The organism is Citrobacter pasteurii (assembly GCF_019047765.1).
Classification (GTDB): Bacteria; Pseudomonadota; Gammaproteobacteria; order Enterobacterales; family Enterobacteriaceae; genus Citrobacter; species Citrobacter pasteurii.
The window spans coordinates 2,839,633-2,853,183 of sequence record NZ_CP077262.1 but is presented as its reverse complement, the minus strand read 5'-3'; the positions used below and the strand labels follow the sequence as shown (position 1 = coordinate 2,853,183).

13 protein-coding genes are annotated in these 13,551 nt (G+C 47.9%); 8 read left to right on the top strand and 5 right to left on the bottom strand.

The annotated features are described in order from the left end of the window. Positions 1 to 50: 50 nt before the first annotated feature. The 4 genes from rspA to I6L54_RS13895 all read left to right on the top strand — a co-directional run bounded on the left by rspA (position 51) and on the right by I6L54_RS13895 (position 5,372). Positions 51 to 1,265: a starvation-sensing protein RspA gene (gene rspA, locus I6L54_RS13910; RefSeq protein ID WP_005121148.1), complete on the top strand. Its 1,215-nt coding sequence runs from the start codon at positions 51 to 53 to the stop codon at positions 1,263 to 1,265. A gap of 13 nt (positions 1,266 to 1,278) precedes the next feature. Further along, positions 1,279 to 2,298: a Zn-dependent oxidoreductase gene (locus tag I6L54_RS13905; RefSeq protein WP_040231131.1), complete on the top strand. Its 1,020-nt coding sequence runs from the start codon at positions 1,279 to 1,281 to the stop codon at positions 2,296 to 2,298. 53 nt (positions 2,299 to 2,351) lie between these two features. After that, positions 2,352 to 3,731 carry an MFS transporter gene (locus I6L54_RS13900; RefSeq protein ID WP_040231128.1) on the top strand — a complete coding sequence of 460 codons (1,380 nt, stop codon included), beginning with the start codon at positions 2,352 to 2,354 and terminating at the stop codon, positions 3,729 to 3,731. 165 nt (positions 3,732 to 3,896) lie between these two features. Then, the gene (locus I6L54_RS13895; RefSeq protein WP_005121145.1) at positions 3,897 to 5,372 is read left to right on the top strand and encodes a mannitol dehydrogenase family protein; all 1,476 of its coding nucleotides are present in this window, start codon (positions 3,897 to 3,899) and stop codon (positions 5,370 to 5,372) included. Between the two features lie 66 nt (positions 5,373 to 5,438). Here I6L54_RS13895 and ydfZ read toward each other — a convergent pair whose 3' ends face one another. The 3 genes from ydfZ to ydfG all read right to left on the bottom strand — a co-directional run bounded on the left by ydfZ (position 5,439) and on the right by ydfG (position 7,352). Further along, the gene (ydfZ, locus tag I6L54_RS13890; protein WP_005121144.1) at positions 5,439 to 5,642 is read right to left on the bottom strand and encodes a putative selenium delivery protein YdfZ; all 204 of its coding nucleotides are present in this window, start codon (positions 5,640 to 5,642) and stop codon (positions 5,439 to 5,441) included. 190 nt (positions 5,643 to 5,832) lie between these two features. Beyond that, the gene (locus I6L54_RS13885) at positions 5,833 to 6,519 is read right to left on the bottom strand and encodes a GntR family transcriptional regulator (protein WP_005121143.1); all 687 of its coding nucleotides are present in this window, start codon (positions 6,517 to 6,519) and stop codon (positions 5,833 to 5,835) included. An 86-nt stretch (positions 6,520 to 6,605) separates the two neighbouring features. Continuing rightward, positions 6,606 to 7,352 (bottom strand): bifunctional NADP-dependent 3-hydroxy acid dehydrogenase/3-hydroxypropionate dehydrogenase YdfG, encoded by a 747-nt coding sequence (ydfG, locus tag I6L54_RS13880; protein WP_040231125.1) that lies wholly within the window; start codon positions 7,350 to 7,352, stop codon positions 6,606 to 6,608. A gap of 137 nt (positions 7,353 to 7,489) precedes the next feature. Here ydfG and dcp point away from each other — a divergent pair, with 137 nt between their 5' ends. The 3 genes from dcp to I6L54_RS13865 all read left to right on the top strand — a co-directional run bounded on the left by dcp (position 7,490) and on the right by I6L54_RS13865 (position 11,372). Continuing rightward, a complete protein-coding gene (dcp, locus tag I6L54_RS13875; RefSeq protein ID WP_040231124.1) occupies positions 7,490 to 9,535 on the top strand; it encodes a peptidyl-dipeptidase Dcp in 2,046 nt (681 codons plus the stop codon). A gap of 84 nt (positions 9,536 to 9,619) precedes the next feature. Further along, positions 9,620 to 10,159, top strand: coding sequence for a hypothetical protein (locus I6L54_RS13870; RefSeq protein ID WP_137378524.1), 540 nt, complete (start codon positions 9,620 to 9,622; stop codon positions 10,157 to 10,159). Positions 10,160 to 10,445: 286 nt separating this feature from the next. Beyond that, positions 10,446 to 11,372 carry a diguanylate cyclase gene (locus I6L54_RS13865; RefSeq protein WP_040231119.1) on the top strand — a complete coding sequence of 309 codons (927 nt, stop codon included), beginning with the start codon at positions 10,446 to 10,448 and terminating at the stop codon, positions 11,370 to 11,372. Positions 11,373 to 11,611: 239 nt separating this feature from the next. Here I6L54_RS13865 and I6L54_RS24605 read toward each other — a convergent pair whose 3' ends face one another. Then, on the bottom strand, positions 11,612 to 11,656 hold the full coding sequence (locus I6L54_RS24605; RefSeq protein WP_420889184.1) for a hypothetical protein: 45 nt from the start codon (positions 11,654 to 11,656) through the stop codon (positions 11,612 to 11,614). Beyond that, on the bottom strand, positions 11,656 to 11,751 hold the full coding sequence (mgtS, locus tag I6L54_RS13860) for a protein MgtS (protein ID WP_003032406.1): 96 nt from the start codon (positions 11,749 to 11,751) through the stop codon (positions 11,656 to 11,658). Before mgtS ends, I6L54_RS24605 begins: the two co-directional genes overlap by 1 nt. Positions 11,752 to 12,236: 485 nt before the next feature. On the opposite strand from mgtS, the gene urtA reads away from it, so the two are divergent. Next, positions 12,237 to 13,508 carry an urea ABC transporter substrate-binding protein gene (urtA, locus tag I6L54_RS13855; protein WP_040231116.1) on the top strand — a complete coding sequence of 424 codons (1,272 nt, stop codon included), beginning with the start codon at positions 12,237 to 12,239 and terminating at the stop codon, positions 13,506 to 13,508. Positions 13,509 to 13,551 lie beyond the last annotated feature (43 nt).

Below are 13,551 nucleotides of genomic sequence, written 5' to 3'. Positions count from 1 at the left end.
TCAGTTGGGTAAATTTCCTGCATCACAAGAAGAGATGTAAGGATTAAAAAATGAAGATTGTCGGGGCTGAAGTTTTTGTTACCTGTCCAGGACGTAATTTTGTCACGCTGAAAATCACGACAGACGATGGGATCACCGGATTAGGGGATGCCACACTAAACGGGCGTGAATTATCCGTGGCGTCCTACCTGAAAGATCATGTGTGTCCACAGCTAATTGGACGTGATGCGCATCGAATTGAGGATATCTGGCAGTTTTTTTACAAGGGGGCTTACTGGCGTCGCGGCCCGGTAACAATGTCGGCGATTTCTGCGGTGGATATGGCTCTGTGGGATATCAAAGCGAAGGCGGCGAACATGCCGTTGTACCAGTTGCTGGGGGGCGCATCGCGCGAAGGCGTCATGGTGTACTGTCACACAACGGGTCATTCCATTGATGATGTGCTGGAGGATTACGCGCGTCATAAAGAGATGGGATTTAAAGCGATCCGTGTGCAGTGTGGTGTACCGGGGATGAAGACCACCTACGGTATGTCTAAAGGTAAAGGCCTGGCCTACGAACCGGCGACCAAAGGCCAGTGGCCGGAAGAGCAACTGTGGTCGACGGAGAAATATCTCGATTTCACACCGAAATTGTTTGAAGCCGTCCGCAACAAATTTGGTTTTGATGAACATCTTCTGCATGACATGCATCACCGCCTGACGCCAATTGAAGCGGCCCGTTTTGGCAAAAGCATTGAACAATACCGTTTATTTTGGATGGAAGATCCTACTCCGGCTGAAAATCAGGCGTGCTTCCGCCTGATCCGCCAGCATACGGTCACGCCGATTGCGGTAGGGGAAGTGTTCAACAGTATCTGGGACTGCAAGCAGCTTATTGAAGAACAGCTGATCGACTATATTCGCACCACTATTACCCACGCAGGCGGTATCACCGGTATGCGTCGTATTGCTGATTTTGCCTCACTTTATCAGGTGCGCACGGGTTCTCATGGACCTTCCGATTTGTCGCCAGTCTGCATGGCCGCTGCGCTGCATTTCGATCTGTGGGTACCAAACTTCGGGGTGCAGGAATATATGGGGTACTCAGAACAGATGTTGGAAGTGTTCCCGCATAACTGGACCTTTGATAACGGCTATATGCACCCAGGTGACAAACCCGGTCTCGGTATTGAGTTTGACGAAAAACTTGCAGCGAAATATCCGTACGATCCCGCATATCTGCCCGTTGCTCGCCTGGAAGATGGCACGCTGTGGAACTGGTAAGGAGTGATTTGCTATGAAAAGTATTTTGATTGAAAAACCGAATGTGCTGAATATTGCCGAGCGACCGGTACCTGAACCCTCAGCAGGCGAAGTCCGGGTAAAGGTGAAACTGGCGGGAATTTGTGGTTCTGACAGTCATATTTATCGTGGACACAATCCATTTGCACAATACCCGCGCGTGATTGGCCATGAGTTTTTTGGCGTGATTGATGCAATAGGCGACGGTGTTGAGCCTTCGCGAATGGGGGAGCGGGTGTCCGTTGATCCGGTCATCAGTTGCGGACATTGTTATCCCTGTTCAATTGGTAAACCTAACGTTTGTACATCGCTGGTGGTGCTGGGCGTGCATCGTGATGGCGGTTTCAGCGAGTACGCTGTCGTGCCGGCGAAAAATGCCTGGACGATCCCCGATACCGTGCCCGATGAACATGCCGTTATGGTCGAACCGTTTACCATCGCCGCAAACGTAACCGGGCAAATTAATCCGACAGAAAACGATATTGCTCTGATTTATGGCGCGGGTCCTATGGGGCTGACCACCGTACAGGCACTTAAACGTGTCTATAAAGTAAAAACTGTGGTGATTGCCGACAGAATCGATGAACGATTGGGTATGGCAAAGCAGTGCGGTGCCGACTGGGCAATCAATAATAGTCAGCAATCGTTGCAAGATTTCCTTGCGGAAAAAGGGCTAAAACCGACCATCATCGTGGATGCGGCTTGTCATCCATCCATTTTACAGGAGGCTATCACGCTGGCATCGCCAGCCGCGCGGATTGTTTTGATGGGCTTCTCCAGCGATCCTTGTCAGATTGTTCAACAAGGCATTACCGGGAAAGAACTTTCAATCTATTCTTCAAGATTAAATGCCAATAAATTCCCGGTAGTTATTGATTGGTTGGTCAAAGGACTTATCGACCCTAATAAACTCATTACCCATACTTTTGACTATCACCACGTTACCGACGCAATTGAATTGTTTGAGAAAGATCAGCAGCACTGCTGCAAAGTTTTACTCACATTCACTGAATAATATTAATAACTGCGAGTAAGTGGTACGCATCTTACCTCTTAGAGATAGCCAATATGAATCAAGAAAAACACGAAAGGTCAACGAAAGATCTGGTGAGAGCAGCCGTTTCAGGATGGTTAGGGACAGCTCTCGAATTTATGGATTTCCAGTTATATTCATTGGGTGCCGCACTGGTATTTCATGAAATATTTTTCCCGGAACAATCTGCCGCGATGGCACTCATTCTGGCAATGGGTACCTACGGTGCGGGATATATTGCTCGTATCGTTGGAGCATTTATATTTGGCAAAATGGGCGACAGCATTGGACGTAAAAAGGTGCTGTTTATTACCATTACCATGATGGGGATCTGTACAACATTAATAGGCGTACTGCCAACGTATGCACAAATCGGTATCTTTGCGCCCGTATTACTGGTGACGCTGCGTATTGTGCAGGGTCTCGGTGCAGGGGCCGAAATCTCTGGGGCTGGTACAATGCTCGCTGAGTACGCACCAAAAGGAAAGCGCGGTATCATTTCCTCTCTTGTTGCAATGGGAACTAACTGCGGCACATTAAGTGCTACTGCAATCTGGGCCGTGATGTTCTTTGCCCTTGATCGTGAGGAATTGTTAGCCTGGGGTTGGCGAATTCCGTTTCTGGCGAGTGTAGTGGTTATGGTTTTTGCCATCTGGTTGCGAATGAATCTCAAAGAAAGTCCAGTATTTGAGAAAGTTAATAATGAGGAAAACGCACCTGCATTGAATAACCCGTCAGAAAATACGCTGGGTGCAATGTTTACCAGTAAATCTTTCTGGTTGGCAACCGGCTTACGTTTTGGACAGGCGGGTAACTCAGGTCTAATTCAGACTTTCCTTGCCGGATATTTGGTGCAAACATTGTTGTTTGATAAATCAATACCGACAGATGCCTTAATGATTAGTTCTGTGCTTGGTTTTATTACAATACCCTTACTAGGGTGGTTGTCAGATAAATTTGGTCGCCGTTTACCATATATAATTCTGAATATATCTGCAATTATTCTTGCTTATCCAATGTTATCGATTGTTGTAGATAAAACGTATAGCCCCGGCGTCATTATGACAGCGCTGATTGTTATTCATAATTTTGCGGTGCTGGGATTGTTCGCACTCGAAAATATCACCATGGCTGAAATGTTCGGTGCGCGTAATCGCTTCACCCGAATGGCAATTTCAAAAGAGGCCGGTGGATTGGTGGCCGTTGGTTTTGGTCCTGTTCTGGCCGGTATTTTCTGCAACATGACAAATTCCTGGTGGCCGATTCTGGTGATGGTTATGGCTTACTCGCTCATTGGTTTGGTTTCAGCATTGCTAATGCCTGAAGTGAAAGACCGTGATTTGAGTGTACTGGAAGATGCTGCGGAAGTGAGCAAAACCGAGACGGTTCGTGCTGGAGCCACTCAGGCTGGCTAGTACGGACAGGGTATGGTCAGGTCTGAACTGATGGCCTGATCATGCTATTACACAGCTTTAAATGATGTCATACCAATCATAGAAAGTTTAATGCAAATCAAAACATACAACCATACAGGCGTTACTCTGAGACAATCCTGATTTCATTGATAAGTAGGTCATACAATGCAAAACAAGCTCTTAGCGGCAAAGGCTGCACTTCCTGGCTACGATCGTACAAAACTGGTTCCGCGTATTGTTCATCTGGGGTTCGGTGCTTTCCACCGTGCACACCAGGGGGTATACGCTGACATTCTGGCTGCAGATCACAATAGTGACTGGGGATATTGCGAAGTAAACCTGATTGGTGGAGAGCAGCAGATTGCTGATTTGAAACAGCAAGATAACCTGTACACCGTTGCGGAAATGTCTGCGGATGCCTGGACCGCAAGAGTTGTTGGCGTGGTTAAAAAGGCGTTGCATGCGCAGGTTGATGGTCTGGAAGCTGTACTGGCTGCTCTGTGTGAACCGCAGGTGGCGATCGTTTCCCTGACCATTACTGAGAAGGGGTATTGCCATTCTCCAGCAACCGGACAATTGATGCTGGATAACCCGATGATTGCCGCCGACCTGCAAAACCCAAAACAGCCGAAGACCGCGCCGGGTGTGGTGGTTGAAGCATTGGCTCGCCGTAAAGCCGCTGGTTTAGGTGCGTTTACCGTGATGTCCTGCGACAACATGCCAGAAAACGGCCATGTGATGCGCAATGTTGTCACTGCGTATGCCCGGGCGGTGGATGCTGAGCTGGCGGCATGGATCGAACAACATGTGACGTTCCCGTCAACAATGGTTGATCGTATTGTCCCGGCGGTAACCGCAGATACGCTGGACAAAATTGAACAACTTACCGGGGTACGCGATCCGGCTGGTGTGGCATGTGAACCGTTCCGTCAGTGGGTCATTGAAGATAACTTTGTCGCTGGGCGTCCAGAGTGGGAAAAAGCCGGGGCTGAACTGGTGGCAGATGTTATCCCGTTCGAAGAGATGAAGTTGCGCATGCTTAACGGCAGCCACTCTTTCCTTGCTTACCTCGGCTACCTGGCAGGATATCAACACATCAACGACTGCATGGGTGATGAGAACTATCGTGTCGCTGCCCGCGCGTTGATGCTGCAGGAGCAAGCGCCAACATTAAAAGTGAAAGGGGTGGATCTCCAGCATTATGCCGACTTACTGATTGACCGCTATAGCAACCCTGCGTTGCGCCACCGTACCTGGCAGATTGCCATGGACGGTAGTCAGAAACTGCCGCAACGTATGCTTGACTCTGTGCGTTGGCATATCGTGCACGGTAGTGGTTTTGATCTGCTTGCACTCGGTGTGGCGGGTTGGATGCGCTATGTCGGGGGCGTGGATGAGCAGGGACAAGCCATTGAAATTAGCGATCCGTTGCTGCCAGTGATCCAGCAAGCGGTACAGAACAGTCACGAAGGTGAAGATCGTGTGCAGGCACTATTGGCAATTGACGCTATTTTTGGTGATGAACTGCCGCAAATTGAACTGGTTAAAAAGCGGGTTACAGAAGCGTACCTGACTTTGCTGGCGGAAGGCGCGAAGGCAACGGTTGCGAAATATGCTGCGAAATTACAGTCAGTAAGATAACGCGTTATGTCGCCATCCGGCTTTAACGACAGCCAGATGGCGCATTGTTTTTGGCATTCACACCAATTAGTTCATGCCTAAACGAATCAGTTCGAGGGGGGCATATTTGCCTTCACATCCTTCGATTTCCACTGTTTTACCGCGGCGGATTTGCTCAGCGGTCAGGCCGTCGGTGTCAATGGCTGTAATACGGCCGGTGAGTCCGCTGTCACTAATCATGACGCGGCTGCCAGTGGTGATTGCGTTGCGGTTACGATCGTATGTTTTCATGGTGTTTTCTCCTTTCCAACTTACCGTCAAAGCCCGTGGGCTTTTAGTCCCACGTAACGGGCGCAATATAAATACGCTTCTCGATAATGATTTTTTTTGTTTTCGATCAAAATCACAGCTTTTTTTATAGGGATATGCAGGAGAGGGGATCTTTCGGGGAAACTCACCTCAGTGAGAGGTGAGCTACGTATTAGTCTTCGCTAAACCAGTCGCTATTTTCCTGACGAATAAGCTGAACAGATTCGCTAATTTCCTGTAGATGCAGCATCATTGCATGCCCGACGGCATCGCCATCATGCTTTACTAGCGCCGCAAAGATATCATGGTGCTGACGAAGTAGCATTTCAGGTGGGGAGACGTGATCCAGACTCATATAGCGTACACGGTCAATCGTGGCTTTAATATTCTCGACGGTGTCCCAGGCAAGCTGGCAATCAGCGATTAATGCCAGTTTCTGATGAAATTCATCATCAAGCTGGAAGAAATCGTTGAGCTGTTTACGGTCAATGGCAATGCGTTGCTGATGCAGGTTTTGTTCCAGTTGATAGCACTGGTTATCGGTGATCATCGAGGCGGCGCGGCGGGCCACGGCACACTCAATGGCCTGACGTACAAAACAGCCATTTTGCACCTGCGACAGCGAGATCTTATTCACGTAACTGCCACGTTGTGGACGGATCTGAATCAAACCGTTTTCTGCCAGTTTGATGAATGCCTCTCGTACCGGCTGGCGAGACACGTTAAAGCGTACGGAAACCTCCTTCTCCGACAATGGCGTACCGGGCGCAATCAGACAATGCACGATATCGCTGCGAAGAATACGGTAAATCTGTTGATTTACCGGCTGTGTAGGGTTGAGCTGCGTTTCTACGGTCATTCATTCTTACTTATTAAAGAGTTAACCCGGCTATTTTATCACTTATTGAGCGCTTTCTATACCCGGCACAAGGCCGGGTATCTCATTTAGCTTCTATGCACGCTAAGCCCGGCAAAAGACTGAGTGACTGGCATCATCTCAAGGGTATTGATATTGACATGAGCCGGTAACGAAGCAACCCACCATACGGCTTCAGTGACATCTTGCGGAGTCAGTGCAGTGGTATTTTCGTAGGTTTTACCTGCTTTATCATCGTCGCCTTTGAAACGCACATTAGAGAACTCGGTACCGCCAACGAGTCCGGGTTCAATGTCGGTAACGCGGATTGCTGTGCCGTGTAAGTCTGTACGCAGGTTCAGACTAAACTGACGAACAAACGCTTTGGTTGCACCGTACACGTTCCCGCCAGCGTACGGCCAACTACCGGCGGTAGAGCCGATATTAATAATGTGGCCGCGGTTACGCTCGACCATGCCAGGTAGAACGGCACGAGTCATATAAACCAGGCCTTTGTTGTTGGTATCGATCATGGTTTCCCAGTCATCGACATTCGCTTTGTGGGCTGGCTCAAGACCCAGCGCCAGACCGGCATTGTTGACCAGAATATCGATATTGCGCCATTCGGCAGGCAGGGCGTCCAGCATCTCTTCAATGGATGCGCGATTGCGTACGTCAAGCTGGGCGGTATACAGATTATTGCCCAGTTCATCTTTCAGTTCCTGCAGACGTTCCTGGCGGCGTCCGGTGGCAATAACTTTATGCCCATTCTCAATAAAACGACGCGTAATACACTCACCAAAACCTGCTGTTGCTCCGGTTACTAAAACGATCATCTCACTGTTCCTCAACGCTTTTTATGTAGTACTACCATAGCACGTCATTTCTGTTCAGAGCTATTCCTGCTTAACGAGATTGCGGTCGAATCCTGGGAGGCCTACTCTAGTAAACAAATCGTTTTCAGGAGGAAAAGATGTCGTTAACAAATCCTTTTTTGCACCACAGCACATTACCTTACCAGGCACCGCAATTTGATCAGATTGAAGATTGCCATTATCGGCCCGCGTTTGATGAAGGTGTGAAACAAAAACGCGCTGAAATAGCGGCGATTGTGCAAAACCAACAGACTCCTGATTTCACAAATACGTTGCTGGCGCTTGAGCAAAGTGGGGCGTTGTTGACGCGCGTCACCAGCGTTTTCTTTGCGATGACGGCAGCGCATACCAACGATAAGCTGCAGCGTCTTGACGAGGAATTCTCCGCCGAACTGGCCGCGCTGGCCAATGATATCTATCTCAATGACGCACTTTTTGCGCGTATAGATGCCGTCTGGCAGCAACGCTCTTCGCTGGCGCTGGAAGGTGAATCATTGCGTCTGTTGGAGGTGGTTCACCAACGCTTTGTGTTGGCAGGTGCGCGTCTTAATGACGCCGACAAAGCGCGTCTGAAAGCGCTAAATACGGAGTCGGCGACGTTAACCAGCCAGTTCAATCAGCGTCTGCTGGCGGCGAACAAAGCGGGGGCACTGGTCGTGGATGATGTCCGGCAACTTGACGGACTCAGCGCAGAAGAAATTGCCGTTGCGGCGCAAGCCGCCAGCGACAAAGGACTTGAGGTTCGCTGGGTTATCCCACTATTGAACACCACACAACAACCGGCACTTGCTGCGTTACGCGATCGACAGACACGAGAAAACCTGTTTACCCAGGCATGGACGCGAGCGGAAAAAAATGATGCCAACGATACCCGCGCTATCATTAAACGGCTGGTGGAGATCCGCAGAGAGCAGGCAACATTACTGGGTTTTGCGAATTTTGCTGCCTGGAAAATTGCCGATCAGATGGCGAAAACGCCAGAAGCGGCACTTTCTTTTATGCGGGCGATCGTGCCCGCTGCACGTCAACGCGCGCTGAATGAGCAGGCTGAAATTCAGAAAGCGATTAATCAGCAACAGGGACAATTCAAGGTTGAGGCCTGGGACTGGGCATATTATGCCGAGCAGGTGCGTCGTGAAAAATATGCTCTTGATGAAGCTCTGCTTAAACCTTACTTTGCCCTGGATACGGTGCTGAATGAAGGTGTTTTCTGGACGGCAAACCAGCTATTTGGCATTAAATTCATCGAGCGTTTTGACATCCCTGTTTATCATCCGGATGTACGGGTTTGGGAGATTTTCGATCATGATGGCGTAGGACTGGCGCTATTTTATGGTGATTTTTTTGCCCGTGAATCAAAAAGCGGTGGTGCCTGGATGGGAAATTTTGTTGAGCAATCTCTGCAAAATGAAACCAGACCGGTAATTTACAACGTCTGCAATTATCAGAAACCTGCTCAGGGCCAACCCGCCTTGCTGCTGTGGGATGATGTCATCACATTGTTCCATGAGTTCGGACACACGTTACATAGTCTGTTTGCCAGCCAACGGTATGCAACGCTGTCAGGCACGAATACTCCGCGTGATTTCGTCGAGTTCCCGTCGCAGATTAACGAACACTGGGCGAGTGATCCGCAGGTTTTCGCGCGTTATGCTCGCCATGTTGAAACAGGTGAAAAAATGCCCCAGCCATTGCTGGAGAAGATGCAACGGGCCAGCTTGTTTAACAAAGGCTATGATATGACGGAGCTTCTCAGTGCTGCATTGCTGGATATGCGCTGGCACAGCCTGGAGCAGAGTGTGTCATCGCTGTCAGTTGATGAGTTTGAGCAGCAGGCCCTGGCTGCGGAAGGATTGGATCTGCAGGCTGTACCACCGCGTTATCGCAGCAGCTATTTTGCCCATGTCTTCGGTGGTGGCTATGCCGCAGGATATTACGCTTATTTATGGACGCAAATGTTGGCCGATGACGGCTATCAGTGGTTTGTAGAGCAGGGCGGGTTGACCCGTGAAAACGGGCAGAAATTCCGCGAAGCGATTTTGTCCCGTGGTAACAGCACTGATTTAGCTGAGCTTTATTGCCAATGGAGCGGCCGAGATCCAAAAATGGAGCCAATGCTCAAACATCGTGGTTTGAGCGCTTAAGGCATTGTCAGCCAAAAAATTGAACCGGGCGCGATGCCCGGTTTTTAGCGTGATTTTTTCTTCCCCAAAATGTGAAATGGATGAATGACGATGAGGTTGCCAACAAAGGTCGAGCTGATTTCATTCTGCTTTGCTGTTACCTGGGTTATTTGGTGTGCATGGGCAGACAAAATCACTCATGACACGTACCTTTTTGACGGGGTGCTTTATAAGTCAGTTATTATTGGAATCGCCTTTCTGCCAGGCGTGTTCATGGCCTGGCGCGTGTACCTAAGAAATAAGTACGTAGCAGATAGGGTTAAGCGGCTTTTTGGCGTTTTCCTGACCGTTACGATGTGCCTGAGTTTTACTTTTTGGAACGTTCCAGAATTAATAATGATTTCATCAGCTAATCAGCATGTGAGTGATAATTTCAGATTCAAGATGAAATACCCCATTCAATCTGGAGGAAGAACCCGGTCATGTAAGGCTCGTGTTATCTACTATGACACATATCTGAAGCGTGAAATCGCGCTCTGCCACTGGGATGATGCTCCCTCTTTTTTCTATAAGGATTATATTCGGGTTGATAAGTTGATTTCAGGTATGGGCGGGCAGATTCTTTACCACGAAGCCGTTCATTGAGGAAATCGTTTTCAAGTGTCACATTTCATGCGGTTAATATTATCGTCGTTTTTTGCGATTTAACTCAGAGGTGTTTTGTTTCATTGAATATAAAACAAGAAAAATAACATCCATTCTATCATGTTGATTATCAAGGTTATTTTTATTGCGGGTTAATATATTATCATGCAAGGTGATTTTTGTTCGCTTTCTTTAATATTAATTACTATTAAAAAATTTACATAAGTTTTCCTTTTTGGCGCTAAAATGCCCATGTCTAAATGTTCATACAGGGAAGGAAACCGTGATGATCAGAAGAACGCAGGAAATAGATGCAATTTTAATCGAACTTAACAAATCAATTGATGCTCATTATAAGTGGCTAGTGAAAATGTTCCGCTGTGTGGTGTCATCAGATGTTACTCAGCCTGATATTTCGGGCGATGACTCTCACGCTGTTTGTCAATTTGGGCAATGGCTCAAAGACCATCCACAGCACGATGATGATGAATGTAGTTATATCAGCGATATTCACGCGACACATGAAAAAATGCATTTGTTAGGCAAGGAATTGCTATTGGCAATCGTGGAAGAGCGTAGCCATTCATGGCATTTCGACAGTTTCCAGGATGCGTTACTGGGATTTACGTCTGCGGTCATGGACTACAAAATATATTTACTGACTATCCGCAGTAATATTGATGTGTTAACAGGTTTGCCAGGCAGAAGAATGCTTGATGAGTCGTTTGATCAGCAGTTACTCGATGCTGAGCCGCTTAACCTGTACATATTGTTGCTGGATATCGACCGTTTTAAACATGTTAATGATACCTACGGACATCTGGTTGGTGACAGGGTGTTGCGCAGTCTGGCGTCAAATTTATTAGCATGGACCCGATATGATGAGGTTGCCTATCGCTATGGTGGTGAGGAGTTTATTGTCATCATCCGAACCAAAACGGACGAGCAGGCTTGCCAGGCAGGGTTGCGTCTTTGTCATCTGATTGGCCAGAAAAAAATCCCTTATCCAGAAGGCGAAATCGGCATAACGGTAACGGCTGGCATTACCAGAGTTCAACAGGGTGAAACGCTGGACAACGGGCTTGGACGTGCTGACAGAGCCATGTATGAAGGGAAACAGACCGGCAGGAATCGCTGCATGTTTATGGATGAAAAAGAGGAAATCACGTTAGTTGGCACCAATGATCAACTGACACCGCGCGTCAGAGCGTGAATTTTATCAGCGTAGATCTGCTGTAGTTACGTTTCGTTTAACTTCCATTGTGGTTGTCAATGATATGTTAGCTGACTATCCGTTATCTTCGCAGGGAATTGCCAGATAACGTATAAAGCAAAACACAAATCTATCCATGCAAGCATTTACCGCTGGTTTCTCCGGCGGTTTTTTTTATCTGTAATTCAGAGAAATGATTCAGGGAAGGGAAGCCGGTAAAAAAATGGCCCCTTGTGCAGTTACGCGACAAGGGGCCGGTTCGGTGCAGGATTATCTCCGTTCATCAATCATCCCATCTGTGACTAAAATACGCGGCCAGGAAACCGGAAAATAAAATAATTCCCAGAACAGCCATAAAAATATTCATATTACCCAGCATAGTAAATGCTCCTTTATCTATGAGTTTCCTCTCTTACCTTAATTTCACCTCGTTAATGACTATAGTAGCAATTTGAACTTAAACAAAGAGTGAACTGTGTGAATATTTCGTCTGAAATGTAAGATTTTGACTTTTTCTCGTCGAAGAAAATAAATAAAAGTGACGAAACAGGCGCACCCATCGGCAAATAATCATAATTTTATCTTGTAATCCGCTGCAATTACCGGGTTGTCCGGACACAGGATGTTGCACGTTTATAATGCAACACTGTGTCATGGTGGTTCAATTCTTCGCTCTTGCCGTCATGACGACGCATTCTTTCTATCTGTATTTTATTGGTGATATTTATAATTTATTGAATTATATGATTTTTTCATATCTGGCACTGTTTTTGCCTTATCCCTTCTGAACACCCTTAATTTGCACCGTTTTGTCTTTCCGGCTGCACCGGAGCTTTCAGCAAATCTACTTTCAGGAGTGAAACTATGCAGCGTCGTACATTATTAAAAGCCTTTGCTCTTTCTGCCTCTGTGGTGGCTATGGGGATGAGTTTTAGCGTTCAGGCCGCCGACACCATTAAAGTTGGCATCATGCATTCGTTGTCCGGGACAATGGCTATTTCTGAAACGCCGCTGAAGGATGTGGCGTTGATGACCATTGATGAGATCAACGCCAAAGGCGGTGTACTGGGGAAAAAACTGGAGCCGGTAGTGGTCGATCCGGCGTCAAACTGGCCGCTGTTTGCCGAAAAAGCCCGTCAGTTGCTAAGCCAGGACAAAGTGGCGGTGGTTTTTGGTTGCTGGACATCGGTTTCGCGCAAATCTGTACTGCCGGTATTTGAAGAGTTAAACGGCCTGTTGTTTTATCCCGTGCAATATGAAGGTGAAGAGATGTCACCTAACGTTTTCTATACTGGCGCCGCGCCCAACCAGCAGGCTATTCCGGCGGTTGAGTATCTGATGAGTGAAGACGGTGGTAGTGCAAAACGTTTCTTCCTGCTGGGCACCGACTACGTCTATCCGCGAACAACCAATAAAATTCTCCGTGCCTGGCTGCATTCAAAAGGCGTTGCGGATAAAGACATTGAAGAGGTTTATACCCCGTTTGGTCACAGCGATTACCAGACCATCGTCGCCAGCATCAAAAAATTCTCCGCAGGGGGGAAAACGGCGGTGGTATCTACCATTAATGGCGACTCTAACGTTCCGTTCTATAAAGAACTGGCTAACCAGGGTCTGAAAGCGACCGATGTTCCGGTTGTTGCGTTCTCTGTTGGAGAAGAGGAGTTGCGCGGTATTGATACCAAATCCCTGGTAGGCAATCTTGCGGCCTGGAACTATTTTGAATCCGTTGATAATGCCACCAATAAGCAATTTATCGCTGATTACCGCGCCTATGCGAAAGCGCACAAATTGCCGAATGCTGATTCTGTGGTCACGAACGATCCGATGGAAGCCACGTATGTTGGCCTGCACATGTGGGCGCAGGCAGTTGAAAAAGCCGGAACGACGGATGTCGATAAAGTTCGCGCAGCCATGGCGGGGCAATCATTCGCGGCACCTTCTGGCTTTACGCTGACAATGGATGCAACGAATCATCACCTGCATAAACCCGTCATGATTGGCGAAATCGAAAGTAACGGTCAGTTTAACGTGGTATGGCAAACGGATGCCCCAGTCCGTGCCCAACCGTGGAGTCCGTATATCGCCGGGAATGATAAGAAATCTGAGCAGCCCGTCAAAACCGCCAGCAACTGATCTTACGCCCTCCTGTGGGAGGGCCCAATTTTGGAGAACGCTA